7 protein-coding genes and 1 pseudogene are annotated in these 16,922 nt (G+C 44.9%); 4 read left to right on the top strand and 4 right to left on the bottom strand.

The features are described 5' to 3' along the window. Positions 1-4,356 (top strand): CHAT domain-containing protein (locus QUB26_RS18345; protein ID WP_333319147.1); only part of this gene is annotated, 4,356 nt, incomplete at its 5' end. A 140-nt stretch (positions 4,357-4,496) separates the two neighbouring features. Here QUB26_RS18345 and QUB26_RS18340 read toward each other — a convergent pair. Both QUB26_RS18340 and QUB26_RS18335 read right to left on the bottom strand, forming a co-directional pair. Further along, positions 4,497-9,800: an AAA family ATPase gene (locus QUB26_RS18340; RefSeq protein ID WP_333319145.1), complete on the bottom strand. Its 5,304-nt coding sequence runs from the start codon at positions 9,798-9,800 to the stop codon at positions 4,497-4,499. Between the two features lie 331 nt (positions 9,801-10,131). Continuing rightward, positions 10,132-10,545, bottom strand: a complete 414-nt coding sequence (locus QUB26_RS18335; protein WP_333242985.1) for a hypothetical protein — start codon at positions 10,543-10,545, stop codon at positions 10,132-10,134. A gap of 12 nt (positions 10,546-10,557) precedes the next feature. Here QUB26_RS18335 and QUB26_RS18330 point away from each other — a divergent pair, with 12 nt between their 5' ends. Then, the gene (locus tag QUB26_RS18330; RefSeq protein WP_333302697.1) at positions 10,558-10,761 is read left to right on the top strand and encodes a hypothetical protein; all 204 of its coding nucleotides are present in this window, start codon (positions 10,558-10,560) and stop codon (positions 10,759-10,761) included. Between the two features lie 120 nt (positions 10,762-10,881). Here the strand turns inward: QUB26_RS18330 and ligA are convergent, their stop codons facing one another. Next, on the bottom strand, positions 10,882-13,194 hold the full coding sequence (gene ligA, locus QUB26_RS18325; RefSeq protein ID WP_333253599.1) for an NAD-dependent DNA ligase LigA: 2,313 nt from the start codon (positions 13,192-13,194) through the stop codon (positions 10,882-10,884). A gap of 404 nt (positions 13,195-13,598) precedes the next feature. After that, a complete protein-coding gene (locus QUB26_RS18320) occupies positions 13,599-14,579 on the bottom strand; it encodes an Npun_R2479 family HD domain-containing metalloprotein (protein ID WP_333242994.1) in 981 nt (326 codons plus the stop codon). Positions 14,580-14,866: 287 nt separating this feature from the next. On the opposite strand from QUB26_RS18320, the gene QUB26_RS18315 reads away from it, so the two are divergent. Both QUB26_RS18315 and QUB26_RS18310 read left to right on the top strand, forming a co-directional pair. After that, positions 14,867-16,612 (top strand): alpha/beta hydrolase, encoded by a 1,746-nt coding sequence (locus tag QUB26_RS18315; protein ID WP_333246947.1) that lies wholly within the window; start codon positions 14,867-14,869, stop codon positions 16,610-16,612. A gap of 197 nt (positions 16,613-16,809) precedes the next feature. After that, positions 16,810-16,922 (top strand): annotated as a pseudogene (locus QUB26_RS18310) (photosystem II q(b) protein); the annotation flags it as partial.

Below are 16,922 nucleotides of genomic sequence, written 5' to 3'. Positions count from 1 at the left end.
GATGCTGGCGGCACAACTCAAGTCAAGGGAAATGTGAGTACAACTGGTGCTCAAACTTATGGAGATGCAGTTACAATTGCCAACAATCCGATTCTTTCAGGTGACAGCATTACTTTCAATAATACTGTTGATGGTACCAGCGATTTGACTGTGAAGGCGACTAGCGGTAATCTTACCTTCAAAAGTGCGATCGGCGAAACAACTCCTCTCACAAGTTTAACTGCCAACAGCAAGATATCTTTAGGCGGGAATGTCACTACAACCGGCACTCAAACTTATGCAGATGCTGTGACGGTTGCCAATAATCCGATTCTCGCAGGCAGCGACATTACTTTCAATAATACAGTTGACGCACCTGGAAATCTCGGTATTGCTGCGGACAATGTTAATCTCAAAGGAACTGTAACAACCACCAACGACGGCACGCTCACAATTACCAATAAGGTGAATCTCAATATTGAGAAAAACCTGAACTTGGACGGTGCATTTATTCAAAATGGCGGGGGAAATGTTGCGGTTAGCGAAAATATCACCACAACTAATGATAACATTAGTTTTAGCAATCCAGTGACATTAAAAGCTCCTGTAACTTTTACACTGGGGGATGCAACTATTGATTTCGGTTCGAGTTTGTCAGCAGGTAGTAACCCGCTGACTTTAAGGGCAGGTGAAATTGATTTTTCGGGGAATGTTTCGGGTACGGGCGCGCTAACGCTGCAACCCGCAACAGCCGGACAAAATATTGTTGTTGGCGGAACAGATAACAATACTAGCGCTTTAGATTTGACTGCTGCGGAACTTAATTTGATTCAAAATGGATTTAGCTCGATCGCGATCGGGCGATCGGATAGCAGTGCAAATGTTAGTATTTCCTCTAATTTTACATTTTTAGATCCAGTAAATATTCAAACGGGAACGGGTACGATCGCACTTGATGGCACTATTACCGGCAATGACAACAGCAGCATTGCTCTCAAGGCTGCCACAATTAATTTGAATGATGGCATCAATACCAATAAAAATCCGATCGCTCTCAACGGCACTGTCACACTCGGCAACGATATTAATCTCAGTACCAGCGGCGGAGATATTAAGATAATTGGGGCGATAGACGGTAATCATTTGTTGAACTTAGATGCCGCGACAGGCAATGTGTTGGTGCAAGGAAATCTCGGAGAAACAACGCCATTATCTGTTTTGAATGTTAGTGCCTCAAATGCAGAATTTATTGGAAACGTTAACAGTAATGCTGGTTTTAATTTTAGGGCTTTAAATACTAAATTAGGCGGTAATATTACGAATAATAACGGCAACATTAATATTAGCAATGCTTTGTTTTTGACAAAGGATGCGGTATTTAGTACGGCAGGGGGAAATATTGCTTTGGGTGCGATCGACAGTGACAGCATTAATGCCCGCAACTTAACTCTAGCCTCCGGTAGCGGCAGCATAACTTTCAACGGTGCGGTGGGTGCCACCAGCAAGTTAGGAAATCTTGCGATCGAAAATGCTGGCAATGTGACAGGAAACTCGACAATTAACGCGCAACAATTGACCGCACTAAACACGGAAAAAGTCAATTTATCGGGAGATGTCACCGCCGGCAAAGTCGATATTACTGCCAAGGGCGATATAACCGTTAAAAATATTACTGCTAATGGCGGAGAAATTCTATTTACAACTGGTAACAATTTCATCGCAGGCAATTTGAATACATCGGCAAACAGTGGCGGCAACATAACTGTTAAGGCGATAACTTCAATTACCACCGGACAAATTAACTCTAGCGGTATAGTCGGAAATGCCGGCAATGTGTTCTTAGATCCGATCGGCGATATTCAAGTAGAGTTTATCAATGCCCAAGGCGGTACAGGCGGCACCGGTGGCGATGTCACAGCAATAACAGGCAATTATTTCCGCGCTACGGGTACTTTTTCCACCCCACTGTCGCCGACGGGATTTGCTAGCATTTCTACTGCTGGCGGCACAGGTAGCGGAAATATCGCAATTACACACGCTGGGGGAGATAGAGGGACGCCGATTCAACCGTTTGTGGTGGGGGATGCTGCTAGCAACGGTACGGCGGGTGCAATTACCACGGGACAATCTACCATTACATCGCAGTCGTTTCCGCGTTCTAGTAGTGTTGGTAATATTGTATTTTCGACTGATGACGCGATCGACCCGCCGCCAACACCAACTCCCACTCCGGTAGTAACTCCAACTCCGACTCCGAGTGAAACTCCAACTCCGGTAGTAACTCCAACTCCGACTCCGAGTGAAACTCCCACTCCGGTAGTAACTCCAACTCCGACTCCGAGTGAAACTCCAACTCCGGTAGTAACTCCAACTCCGACTCCGAGTGAAACTCCAACTCCGGTAGTAACTCCAACTCCGACTGCAATTGTCACTCCAACTCCGGTAGTAACTCCCACTCCGACTGCAAGTGTGACTCCAACTCCGGTAGTAACTCCCACTCCGACTGCAAGTGTGACTCCAACTCCGGTAGTAACTCCCACTCCGACTGCAGTTGTCACTCCCACTCCGACTGCAGTTGTCACTCCCACTCCGCTAGTAACTCCAACTCCGACTGCAGTTGTCACTCCAACTCCGGTAGTAACTCCAACTCCGACTGCAGTTGTCACTCCCACTCCGCTAATAACTCCAACTCCGACTGCAGTTGTCACTCCCACTCCGCTAATAACTCCAACTCCAACTCCGGTAGTAACTCCAACTCCGACGGCAGTTTTCACTCCCACTCCGCTAATAACTCCAACTCCCACTCCAAGTGTCACCCTAACTCCCACTCCAAGTGTCACTCCCGCTTCGATCGATCCTACGGAAATACAAGTGCCCACACCTGTGACAGCACCAAAATCGCCCACAGCCGCCGATACACCCACACCCGAACCCTCAACCTCCGATGAACAAGACTTTAAACGCCCCGAAAGTCGATCGCTAGACAATCTCGGTGTTGCTGCTGCCGATCATCGAGTTTTAACCATCGATCAAAGTATCACCAGTCAATTACCCGCTGGCATCGTAGCCTCTTCACTCGCATCCCAACAAGCACCAACAGTTAACCCTACTTCTAATTTAGTTCTGGGATATGTTCCGTCTCCCGATCGACTTTTTGAAGGTAACGACATACAGAAAACAGTCTGGGGAATCGAAGAAATGAGGAATCAAGAATTTGCAGAATACCTGGGGGTAGAAGCCAACATCCTAGAGGAAAAAACCTTGATTTCGACATCCCAACAAACTTTACAAAATATCGAACAGCAAACCGGCAAGCGGTCTGGTATTATCTACATGGTCTCGCGAGAAGATCAATTGGAACTAATTTTAGTTCCTCCCGCCGGGTGGCCGATTCACTACAGCGTCCCCGAAGCCAACAAAGCAGCTCTTTTCCCCACCGTCCAGGAGTTTCGCGCTGAAATCACCAATCCCGCAAAACGCGATACTAGCACTTATCTAGCCGCCGCTCAGCAACTATATAAATGGGCGATCGCACCCCTAGAAAAAGACCTACAAAACTTAGGAATTCAAACTTTATTACTGTCAGTCGATCCGGGATTGCGAAGCCTGCCCTTTGCCGCTTTGCACGACGGTAAAGGCTTCTTGATTGAAAAATACAGTTTTAGCCTAATTCCGAGTTTTAGTTCGACTAATACCGATTATAAAGCTGTTAGAGACGCCACAGTGCTAGCAATGGGAAGGTCAGAATTTGTTGACCAACAGCCCTTGCCCAGTGTGCCGATCGAATTGCAGGCGATTTCGGCTCAGTGGCAGGGCCCATCTTTCCTCAATTCTGCTTTCACTTTAGATAATCTCACGTCGGAACACACCAAGGGAGGATTTCGGATCGTTCATCTAGCAACTCACGCTGAATTCAAACCGGGAAAAGCGAGCAATTCCTACATTCAAATGTGGAATTCCAAATTGCAGCTCGATCGCATAGAGAGTTTGAATTGGCGCAATCCGCAGGTAGACTTGTTAGTATTAAGTGCTTGTAGAACTGCTATGGGCGATCGGGAAGCAGAGTTAGGTTTTGGAGGTTTAGCAGTAAAATCCGGCGCAAAATCTGCTTTAGGGAGTTTGTGGTATGTTGACGATGGAGGCACTTTGGGGCTGATGAGCGAATTTTACCACCAGTTGCGAGGAACCACAACTAAAGCAGAAGCTTTGCAACTGACTCAACAAGCAATAATGTCCGGTAAAGTTCGGATGGAAAACGGACAGCTAGTAACAACAGGCGGCAAGTTAAATTTACCTGCTAATTTACAACAACCAAACCAAAACTTTTCTCATCCTTATTATTGGAGTAGTTTCACCATGATCGGAAGCCCTTGGTAAGCTGCCATCTTTATTTTTCAGTCTCCGCTTCTGAGGGACGAAAGTTTCTACAGTAGCGGCAATGCCCGCTTGGGGCGGTTGGGGGGATTCCCCCCTGAAGAGCCGCAATTTCAACCGCCTATCCAGGGGGTTTGGGAACTCTATTTCTGCTTCATCACCACCAAAGTAATATCATCAAAAACCTTCTGAGCGCCAATATACTGCCGCACATCATTAATTACAACTTCCCGAATTTCTTGGGCACAGCGGTGACGATTTTCAACCACCACTTGCCACAACCTCTTTAATCCGTACTGCCCTTTATTAATATCGAAAGCTTCAGGAATTCCATCAGTATAAAGCACCACCACATCCCCAGGATTTAACTGCACTTCTGCTTGAGCAATAAACTCGCCAATCTCTTCTACTAAGCCAATGGGAAAGCCTAAATCCATCGTATCTATGCACTCCAATTTCCCATCAGCGCGCACCACAATCATTTCCTCATGTTGTCCGCTTAATTTCAGGACGCCTCCGGCATAGTCTAAGATAGCTAGAGACATATTTCTAGAGGAGTCCATGCGCTGGAGATTATCATACAGAGTCTGGTTGAGGACATCCAAAAACTTCACTGGATCTGTTTCGTTAATTTTCTGAAGCGTCCTGACCGCCGTTTGTGCCATAATCATCAACACGCCGCTTTCTAAACCATGTCCCGTGACATCGCCAATGCTAATCTTGACTTGACCATCCTGTTGCAATACGTCGTAGTAATCGCCGCCAACTTCGTCAGCCGGTTCCATGAAACCAGCTATTTCTAAGCCTTCAATTGCTGCGAATTCTGACTGTTTTGGCAACACCATTTGTTGCAGTTGTTTGACTATATCGAGTTCTGCACTCATGCGGATATTTTCTGCCTTGAGTTTCTGATTCAGGGTGCTAATTTCTTGATTCGCTTCAGCTAGTTGAGCCGTGCGTTCTTGAACTTTATCTTCTAAAGTGCGATATAGCAGGGCATTTTCAATGGAAATCGCAGCTTGAGAAGAAAGGACTTTGAGAATTTCTAGGCGATCGCGCGTAAAAGCTCCCGTAGTCAGATTATTTTCTAGATACAGAATGCCGAGCAGTTTACCTTGATTAATAATAGGAGCGCATAAGACTGACTTAGGCTGATTTTTTATAATATAGGGTTCGCTAGTAAAGACACCCTCTTTCGTAGCTTCTGATAGCACTACATCTTCCTGAGTTCTCGCTACATATTTTATCATCCCTACAGGAAGATTCTCGCTGCCTTCAATCGAAATACTTTGCCCAACTTCTACTTGTTCATTATCAACTTCACCTCTAGCTTCAATGGTTAAGTTATCCTTATTTGATAAGACAATAAAGCCTTTTTGGGCTCCGCCATTTTCCAGTAAAATGGTCATTAACTTCTCTAACAATTTGTTGCTCGCAATTTCACCAGCCAGAACTTGGGAAGCTTTGATAACTGTGGACAAGTCTATATTAAAATTTCCTCCCGTCGTCGAATAAGCTGTGCCCCTAGCTGTAGTCTGCAAATCAATTTGTTTCTTGGCAGATACCTTGGAGATTAACTGCGGATATTTCTGCTCTAAATCCTCTACTTTACGCTTAGCACCCCAAAGTTGGTAGCCATAGTGTGCCTTTTTCATGTAAAGTTTGGCAATTTCATTTTGGCTTTTCCCTAACCAGAATTTAGCGACTAATTCATTGCCTAAAGCTTCATTCTGAATGTATTCATTTTCATTAGCTGAACTAATAGCGCGATCGTATAAATCTATTGCTTCCATTTCTTTACCAGAAATACGCGCAATTTCTGCCTCGACCAACAGGTATTTGTGCAGAAAGTTTTCAGGACAGTTATCTGCCCAAATTTTCATCTGTTGTTGGTTGGTTTCAATTTGTTTTTGATAACTAATTTGTTCTGATTTGCTAACGGTTGGATAAACAGCCAGTAAAATTAAAGAATTATAGAAATTATTAACGGCATTGGTAATCATCCCTTGCACATAAGGTAACATTGTTTGAGCTTCTTGGATACAATGTAAAGCGATAACATTGTCACCATACAAGTAGAGGACTTGGGCTTTATAGGTTAAATAGTTACCCAGAGCAAAAAAGTTTTGATGAGTTTGACAATCTTCGATATAATCAGCTTCATTGAGGGATTCGCTGGCAAATTCTCTGGGTTTGGGACTCAAGCCACTTAAATTATAAATGAATAGTTGACTGGCAAGGATGGTATGATAAGCTAATAAATTTTTAGTTTTAGCTGTGAATTTTAAATAATCATTGAGAAGCGCTAATATTTCGAGAAGATTTTTACCAGAAACAAAAAAATTAAGCATTTGATGGAAGGTGATATAGCCGGCAAACTGTAGCTCTCCTGACTCCAAACCCGCTTGATAACCTTCGTTATTAATCGCTTCAGCTTCTTTTATGGGGAGAACCCAATGTTGGATGTGATTAGCCATGTTATTAGCAGCTTTCGCTTTCATGGATGAGTCATTAAAGCGCTTAGAAATGTTGAAACCTAAACGAGCAAATTCATAGCCTGAGCGATATTCTTGTAAAACTGAACTGAGGGTAAGTCCATAGCTGGTATAAGCTTTAGCGGAAGCAGCAATAGCACCGTATTTAATGCAAATAGAAGCCATTTTTGCCGCAATAATTCCATACAGTTCAGGGTTACTGAAATAAGCTGGTGGATCGGCGCTGACTAATAAAGTTAGGGCGGCTCTCATTTCCAGGCTCGTCATTTCTGGTTGCTCTTGTAGGGTGCTAATTTCCCCAGGTTGCCAAAGTTTTCGCACTTCTGCTAGTTCTTTTTGTAAAGCCGTGGTGAAATCTTTATCCGTTAACTCAATTCCCAATAAGTTCAAGGCTTGTCGAGCGGCGGTAATAGCTTTTTCATGTTTAGACATCATGGTTAACATGACTATTAAAAGATTATAAACTTCGGCTTTTTCTAACTTATTTTTGCATCTCTCAATTACCAAATAGATCAATTCTTCAGCATAATCAAAGTTACTGTTTAAATATTCAATTTCGGCTTTTTCCTTATGAAGTTGCAGGGTCAATTGATATTCTTCTTGCCAAAAATCACCACTTAATAAAGATATGCCGATCGTCAAATATTCTCGCGCCGCTAGATAAGCGGTTGAGTCTTTCGCTTTGCGGGCGGCGATTAAATTAAATTTGGCTAAGGCTATTTTTTCGGTTTGATCGGTAATTAACTCGCGCCCCAGATTAAAATGTTCAACTATATCGAAAATTTTTGCATCTCGCTCTGTCACTGGAGTATTAACTTGTAACAAGCGTCCAATCTTCAAGTGAACTGCTTTTTTTTCATTTTCACAAATTAAAGTATAAGCAGCTTGCTGTACTCGGTCATGCAGAAATTTATAATCTTGAATTAATAGGTTTTCATCAAACTCCGATGCTGGCAATATGAATCCGGTCTGAATTGCTGCGAGTAGATCCGAAAAAATTACTTCTGGCGGTTCCTCACAAACAATCGACAGGGTACTTAAGTAAAAAGATGCGCCTATACAAGAGGCTAAACGTAAAACCTGCTGTGTGATAGGAGGCAGTTTTTTTAACTTGTAGATCATCAATTCTACGACATTATCAGTGATATTTTGTGCCTCAATTTGGGCAATATTCCACTGCCAACTCTGCTGCTGCACATCAAAACTTATCAGTTTTTCCGCGTGCAGAGTTTTCAGAAATTGGTTGACAAAGAATGGATTGCCTCCGGTTTTCTTCATCACCAGTTCTGCTAGGGATTCTACTGATTTATTGTCGCTATATAATGTGTCGGCAATGAGTTGGCTAATATTTTCTAGTTCTAAAGGTGCTAAAGTAATATAATTGATAGTTGCTCCTTCTTTAAGCAATCCATCAAGGGTCATGATCAAGGGATGAGTGGGGCTGACTTCGTTATCCCGATAGGCTCCAATTAAAAACAGATATTGCATATTTGCATCTGTCATCATCAGTTCAATTAACTTGAGTGTCGCGGAGTCAGCCCACTGCAAATCGTCGAGGAATATGACTAAGGGATGTTCTTTTGTGCAAAAGGCTCGGATGAAGTTACCCAAGACAATATTAAAGCGATTTTGTGATTCGGTTGCCCCTAATTCTGGCACTGGAGGCTGCTTGCCGACAATCAGTTCCACTTCGGGAATTACATCAATAATCACTTGACCATTGACACCAAAAGCATTTCTAAGTTTTTCTCGCCATTGTTGAAGCTGTATTTCACTTTCCGTTAATAGTTGCCGCACTAATCCCTTAAAAGCGCTAACTACAGCGGAGTAAGGAATACTTTTTTGAAATTGGTCAAATTTGCCGGCAGTGAAATAGCCGCGCAGTCGGGTATTTGGTTTGTGAATTTCGGCTATTAGAGATGATTTGCCAATACCAGAATAGCCCGCCACCAACATCATTTCTATTTGGGATTGGGCATTGTCCGCTACTCGCTCAAATGCTTTTAGTAGTGCTTCTACTTCGGCTTCGCGTCCGTAGAGCTTTTGGGGAATTTGAAACTGGTCGGAAATGTCTTGAGTCCCTAAAGAGAAATCAGATATATTTCCTGTGGTTTGTAACTGATGCAAACATTCTGCTAAATCATTTTTGATTCCGAAACCACTTTGGTATCGCTCCTCAGCGGTTTTTGCCATCAGTTTCATTACGATATCTGACACGGGCTTGGGAATTTCTGGATTAACTTGATGAGGACAAATTGGCACTTTAGCAATATGACAATGCACTAACTCCAGGGCATCATTTGTTTCAAAAGGGAGTTTTCCTGTCAGTAACTCATAGAAAGTGACACCGAGAGAGTAAAAGTCGGTGCGGTAATCTAGGGAACGATTCATTCTTCCTGTTTGTTCAGGTGAAATATAAGCTAAAGTACCTTCTAAGACGTTAGGATTTTTGACGGTAGGATTTTCGCGGGTGAATTGAGTAGAAATACCAAAGTCTATAATTTTGAGTTGCCCGCTTTCAGGGTTGAAAATAATATTGGCAGGGTTAATATCTTTGTGGACAATATTCGCAGCGTGAATACTGCTTAGAATTTCAGCCGTTTTAATAGCAATGCTCAGAAATTTCTGTAGGGGCAATACTCCCGTGCCTGATTCCCTACGCTCATCCATCAACTGTTTTAAAGATGACGCGCCAAAATCCTCAAGGATGATACACAGGGTCATCTGATAGGGTTTTAATTCATAAGCTTTAATTACTCCATCGATATTCAGATTTCGGGTAATTTCATATTCCTGCTTATAGCGAACCAGTTCGGAGGGGGTAGGATAGTCTTCTTTGAGGAATTTAAGGATGACGGCTTGGTTGTCCTGTTGGCGGATGCCTCGATAGATAGTGGAGTTGGTACTTTCGTAGATTTGAGTGAGAATTTGGTAGCCGTTAATCTCGATCATTTTCAGGTTTCAATGATAGAAGAAAATGTTATTAAAGATAGTCAGCAATCATTATGGGCGAGCGGACTGATCCATTATAGTGGCAGAGGATGCTTTGATACCCATGCTAAAGGTGAAATCTTCACATTAATATACTGTCGCACATCCTCTATCACAGATTACCTCATGGCAATAGCAGGTAACTTTCATTACCTGCTAATTTACAAAGGAAAAACAAGAGTTTTCCGATTTTTATTGTTGGAGTATTTTCACGGTGAGAGTTTTTTTGTAAGTCCCATATTTTAAGTAGCAAATCTGTTCGTTAAACAATCATCTCTAACCCCCAGATGCTCTATCTAGGGTTCATCTGTCTCGGATTTGGTGCCGCAGTTCCGTAATTGACTCGACAGCCGATATTGAACAAACTCGAACTGCACTCAAGAGGGACAATCTGCTGATCGAGGAGGGCACTGCAACTGACATACTGGTCGTTATTAGTATCTCTTACCATACATTCGATCGGATTAGCACCCGATCGCGCCGCCCAACTCTTCATACCTACGACTGCAATGTTATGCTGCCAGTAGAATGCAAATAGCGACACTGCAAACAGTACAGCAACTGCTAATCCTGCTTTCAACTTCCAACTATTTAGGACGTTTCCCAAACTATTTTTCACGTTTTCCACCCCAGAAATTGAGCTTTCGGTAGTTATTTCTGGAGTTGGCAAGTTTGTTTGTGCTTGTTCTGCTGGAATTTCCGACATAATGTATCTCCTGTGATTGCTGGGACTTGGCTAATCTGGCAGTTGCGATCGCTATTGCAAACTTTATCAAATTTTAGCAAAACTCGCCTGTACCGACAACCGATTGGCGCAGCACCGCCGGGGAAGTATGTACATTCACCAAGGGCGGTCGCGATTTCTATGCCTTTTGAGGTATTGCCCAATTCGCGAACGGCTATTTTGCACTTATGGCAATAGAATTGTTGGCGATGTTCTTGGAAAACGGCTCAAGTGAATCAGCTTTTTTTTGAACCGCAGAGGGCGCAGAGGGCGCAGAGAAAGAGCAAAGAGAGAGATATATTGACTTTTACCAATCATTTATGGTTTGGATAGCAGTTCTAATAAGTCAGATTCCGAAAGTAGTTTGATTCCCAAAGATTGAGCCTTTTCCAACTTAGAACCGGCATCTTCTCCGACAACTACATAATCAGTTTTAGCACTCACAGAACTTGTGACTTTACCTCCTGCTTTTTGAATCAAATCTTTAGCTTCATCTCGTTTCAAAGTGGGCAAAGTTCCCGTCAGCACAAAAGTTTTGCCTGTAAGTTGTAAATTTGTGCTGGCTGAATTCTGATTTTTTACTTCTGACTGCAATTGCAAGCCTGCAGTTTTCAACCGTGCAATTAAACTTTGATTCGCCGGCACTCTAAACCACTGATAAACAGCTTGAGCAATTTCCGGCCCGATGCCGTAAACGCCCTCAATCGATGCCGCCGATACCGCTGCTAACTCTTCCACATTTGCAAACCTTTCTGTCAGCAATTGAGCATTCACGCTGCCGACGTGGCGGATGCCCAAGCCGTAAAGTACGCGCGAATAGGGTTGATTTTTCGATTGGGCGATCGCACTTACCAACTTTTCTGCTAACTTCTTACCCATGCGTTCCAAACTCATCAATCTTTCCGCAGTCAAATCGTACAAATCCGCCGCAGAATGCACCAGATTGCTATCAACCATTTGCTGCACCAACTTTTCGCCAACACCGTTAATATCCAGAGCATCCCGGCTGCAAAAATGAATCAGCGAACCCCTCAAAATTGCTGGACAAGATGTATTGATGCAGCGAGTAACGGCCTCCCCTTTTTCCCGAACCACAGGCTGTTCGCATTCGGGACAGCAACTAGGCATTTGGAAAAGTTGAGCATTTTGGGGACGAAGTTCCGGCAAAACTCGCACAACTTCTGGTATAATTTCCCCAGCTTTTCTGACAATCACAGTATCGCCAATATGGAGATTTAGGTCGGAAAGTCGATCGCTATTATGGAGAGAAGCCCGCGAAACCGTCGTCCCCGCCAAATGCACCGGTTTCAGTTCCGCTACAGGAGTCAGAGCCCCGGTTCTCCCTACTTGTACGGTGACAGCTTCTACAATTGTAGGGACTTCCGCCGCGGGATACTTCAGGGCGATCGCCCAACGCGGAAACCTCTGAGTAAAACCCAATTGTTTTTGCAGCAAAACCGAATTAATCTTAACAACAACCCCATCCGTCATGTAAGGCAAATTCCGCCTCTCTGTATCCCAATATTCGTAATACTCGCGAACCTCATCCAAAGAATAGCAAATTTTGCGATGGGGATTCACCTTAAACCCCATTCTTCGCAACAACTCCAACGAATCCCACTGCGTGTTACCCTCGTTACCTTGATCTAAATGCAGAGTATAAGCAAAGAAATCCAACCGTCGCTTATCCACAATTTTAGAATCCAACTGCCGCAGCGTACCCGCCGCAGCATTGCGAGGATTAGCAAACAATTGTTCCCCCGCTTTTTCCCGTTCCCGATTAATTTCCTCAAACACAGCTAAAGACAAAAAAGCTTCTCCGCGCACTTCCACAATAGGCGGCGGATTATCTAAATTGAGCTTTAAAGGAATCGAACGAATAGTCTTGACATTTTGAGTAATTTCCTCTCCGGCAATGCCGTCTCCCCGCGTTGCACCGCGAACTAAAATCCCATTTTCATAGGTTAACGCTAAAGCAGAACCGTCAATTTTTAACTCGCAAACATAGGAAACCCCCCCCAACCCCCCCTTGCTAAAGGGGGGAGTAATTTCCCTATTTTCCTTATTGCTAATGGAAGATGTTATTCCATCAAGTCCCCCCCCTTGATAAGGGGGGGTTAGGGGGGGTGCATTTCCTTCTTGAACGGGGGTTACGGAGGGTGCATTTCCATCAAGTCCCCCCCCTTGATAAGGGGGGGTTAGGGGGGGTGCATTTCCTTCTTGACCGGGAGTTAGGGGGGGTACATTTCCCTCTTGTCCCCCCCCTTGATAAGGGGGGGCTAGGGGGGGTGCATTTCCTTCTTGACCGGGGGTTAGGGAAGGTGCTACCCTTTGCCAGCGTTCCTGCCATTTAGCAAATTCCTCAAAATTAAAAGCATTTTCCAAACTGTAGAGAGGAATATTGTGTTTGACGCTAAAAAATTGAGTAGCAGGCTGTTCTCCCACGCGCTGAGTCGGACTTTCCGCAGTAATTAATTCAGGATAATCTGATTCTAATTCTTGCAACTGGCGATAAAGTCGATCGTACACCTCATCTGGCATAATCGGCGCATCGAGAACATAATAAGCATAGCTAGCTTCCTGTAGCTGCTGCCTCAACTGTTGAATTTGCTGCTGAATCTCTGCTGCCATATCGATTTAAGGTTTTCGATTTTCGATGTTATATTTTTGATTATAACTCTCCATTTTAGCTCAAAAAAAAGGATCGAGCAACCTCTGTGCTGCCAGACCGATTTTTGATTGGAGATGATCAATGTCAATTTGAGCTAAAAACCAAGATATAGCAACTAAAAAATCAAAACTTATCCTAATTGTCACCCTGCCCAAAAACGGATACTTACTTTCCGACAGGAGTTGCCAGTCGGCCAAAATTTTCGACTCTTGTTCAACCTCCCCGATTCATCTATGGAGTAAATTTCAAATCCTTCGACTGATTGAACGCTGAACGTTGCGCCAAACCAGTCAGGCCACATTCTCAATTTTAAAATCCACTGACTCGCCTTTCTTTATAGCTGTAGAATTCAGCGCGTAAGCCATCACAAATTTAAGTCGGGAAACTCGGTAAATTTCTTGTTTTCCCCGGACATTGAAGGTTGAAGATTATCACCATCTTTTTCGATGTTCAAGTTGCTATTGGCGCGGGATTTGGTAAATTCTTGAGCGTTTGGCTTTGTGAAAGCGAGCGGTTCAGCGTGTTCTACCTGAAATACATTGGCGTAGAGGTTGGCAATAATTTGTTTGCCTCCTTGGGTTAATTCCAAGTAGTTCAAAGCTGCTGGAATGTAGGGAAAAACTCCATTCCAATAAAACTTGGCGTAATTTTGTCGCAAATCTCCCGGAGATTTGTAGCCCAAGATTTTATTAGTGCCGACTTCCTCAAATTCGTAGAACAAGGCACTTATTTTTCGCAGGTAATTTGGATCGCTCAACTGGCCGATCAAATCGGCGGCTCTAGCGAGTCCAGAATAATTGTTTCTGTCTTGATGAGTTTCGCTAGCAGGAACTGGGAAGCGCGTCAATTCAATATTGCGCTTGATTTGTTCGGCATCAATTAATGTGTGGCCGCCGAAGCGTTCGTCAATTACGAGTTTTCCTCGATCGACATGATAAGGAGTTAAACTGGCAGAAGTTGCCCCGATCGGCACAGAAACCATGCCCCCGTCAATACCCGTAGCATATAGTCCCACAGCTTCTTGGTCTTGGCGGCAAACACCTTTGACGTAGCCGATATCGTGACACAGCAGCGAGATCAGGTAGTGCAGCCAATCTTCCGGCGACACTCCGCCTTCCCGAATATGCTTGCCCCGGAGAATCTCTTGTCCCACCAAAGCCACGAGCATTGTGTGTTCCACATTGTGGTAAAGAGCATCGCAATTAGCGATATTTTCCAGAGCCATAGTCCCTGCCCAGGCGATAATTTCAGGGTAGTCAGGCTTGTACTTGCCGTAGGTGCGACGGTAGCCGGCCTGCAACTCTTGCACAAAAGCGTCAATCAGGATAGCAGTTGCATTGAACATCATAAATTCTCTCACTCAGGCTGTAGTTACAAACTCGATCGAAAATATCTTGGCCTTGCTGAAAAAATAATTAATGGGCATTCCAGTAGGTTTGACCCCTCGGCGTTGAATTTTAAATTTCAGCTAGTCTTGTCAGGTCAGAAAATTGCTCTTTTGGCTATGCTTCCCAAGATAACCTAATTTCGGAAGCATCCGAAGCAACAGATCGATTTTTTGGTATTAAATGTTAGTGAAACAATTTACATCGTTTCACTGACTAATTATTAGAAGTCCTAGGTTTGAAACTTATGAACTGTCTGTTTCGGAGTCTCTCCACTGCTGCCCTGGGTACTCGGCGCTCGATCGCCCAAAAATACCTAGGATTGTGTGCATTCACTGCTGTTTGCACCGCCGCACCGGCAATGGGTGCCGAGCGAATTTACGTAACTTACGGGCCACTAGAAGAATCAGTTCCCATCGAATCTCTGGCACTTTTCGCCAAAGAAGGCAAAATAGACTCAAACTTGGACGGCTTCGCTCAGTACGTCAAAGCATCTCAGCTAGCTGAGATTCGCAGCGCCCTGCAAGCGAAGGCTGAAATCAGCCACGTGACGATCGCCCAATTTCTCTACACGCCTCAAGGAGAAGTGCTGCTGAAACGCTTGGGCCGAGTAATTCAAACCAAAGCTCGGCAGCCCGGATTTTATGCCATCCGAGCCGCCCTGATTTTAGCAGCCTCAGATCCAGAAGGCCTGACAATTCTCAACGTGCTGCGGAAATTCCCCACCTATGGCATCAGGATTGACATCGCCCGCGCCTTGGGTATCGCCAACGAGCTGACATCGCTGATCAACCGTTCCAATCAGACGATCGCCGGAGTCGCCCAGTTGTCGGAAGCACAAGCAGCCTTAGAACCCACCATACCGCCCGCCCAAATGCAGCAGCCCCAGCTACCTGGCCCCTATACTTGGAAAAAATCATCGGTAACTCTGACGAGTCCAAATCGCAATCGCACATTTGATATGGACATTTACCTACCACAGGGCAGCCCCCAACCGGCCCCAGTAGTAGTAATTTCCCACGGTTTAGGTTCCGATCGCATTTCCTTTCAATATTTAGCCAAACACCTAGCCTCCTACGGCTTTGCCGTCGCTGTCCCCGAACACCCCGGCAGCAACGCCCAACAAATCCAAGACTTAGTAACAGGCAGAGCCAATCAAGTAGCAGAACCAGCAGAATTTGTCAACCGCCCCCTCGACATCAAAGACCTGCTCGATTATTTAACCAAACTTTCTACAACCGATCCGGCCTACCAAGGGCAGTTCGACTTGCAGCGAGTCGGCGTCATCGGCCAGTCTTTCGGTGGCTATACGGCTTTAGCATTAGCCGGGGCAGGGATTAATTTTGCACAGCTAGACAAAGATTGCGGACTCGAGAACGATAGTTGGAACCTCTCCCTACTGTTGCAGTGCCGCGCCCGCGGCCTAGAGCGCAACCAGTACAATTTCGGCGACCCGCGCATCAAAGCTGCGATCGCCGTTAACCCGATCGCCAGCAGCATTCTCGGAGAAACAAACCTCAGCAAAATCCAAATCCCCGTCATGCTAATCGCAGGCAGCGCCGATACAGTCGCCCCCGCTTTGCTCGAACAAATTCAACCGTTCACATGGCTGACATCGCCCAACAAATATCTCGTACTGATGAACAACGGGACTCACTTCTCAACGATCGAGGAATCCCCTCAAAGCCTCTTTCTGCCACCACCACAGGCGATCGGGCCCGAACCAGCTTTAGCCCGCCGCTACCTCAGCGGACTCAGCCTAGCGTTCATGGAAAGCTATTTGAACAACAAATCAAATTTCCGCCCGTATTTGGAGCCATCCTACGCTTTAAGCATCTCCAGAGACACTCTCGGACTGAGAATTTTGCGATCGCTCACCCCCCAGCAACTCCTGCAGTTCAGGATTTCTCCACCTCCTCGCATCCCTGCCTCTCCACCTGCGATCGCTCCTGTTCCTCTACCTTCTCCACCTCCCATAGCTCCCGTTCGTTAGGCTTGAGGTGCGCCGCGTGTGCACGCTGTCATCTCTTTTCGTGCGGGGGCGATGGGCCATCTCTTTCCTCTCATCAGCTTTCCTAATCACACTCATCAGTTTAACTGTCGTCAGACCCCTTTACAAACCTTAACGATAGGCGTAATAATATAAACATCATCCGAACATTGACAACCAAATACAGCAATCATAAAACCATGACAACAACCTTACAGCAGCGCGAAAGCGCCAACGTCTGGGAACGCTTTTGTGAGTGGGTAACATCAACCGACAACCGCATTTATGTAGGTTGGTTCGGCGTCTTGATGAT

The sequence above is a fragment of the Microcoleus sp. B4-C1 genome, from assembly GCF_036705285.1.
GTDB lineage: Bacteria > Cyanobacteriota > Cyanobacteriia > Cyanobacteriales > Microcoleaceae > Microcoleus.
Note: the sequence above shows the minus strand (reverse complement) of the source record. Positions and strands in the feature narration are given on the sequence as shown.

Coding starts and splice junctions, on each gene's coding strand:
- QUB26_RS18340 (WP_333319145.1), bottom strand. CDS start 9,800: ATGATCGAGATTAACGGCTACCAAATTCTCACTCAAATCTACGAAAGT.
- QUB26_RS18335 (WP_333242985.1), bottom strand. CDS start 10,545: ATGTCGGAAATTCCAGCAGAACAAGCACAAACAAACTTGCCAACTCCA.
- ligA (WP_333253599.1), bottom strand. CDS start 13,194: ATGGCAGCAGAGATTCAGCAGCAAATTCAACAGTTGAGGCAGCAGCTA.
- QUB26_RS18320 (WP_333242994.1), bottom strand. CDS start 14,579: ATGTTCAATGCAACTGCTATCCTGATTGACGCTTTTGTGCAAGAGTTG.
- QUB26_RS18315 (WP_333246947.1), top strand. CDS start 14,867: ATGAACTGTCTGTTTCGGAGTCTCTCCACTGCTGCCCTGGGTACTCGG.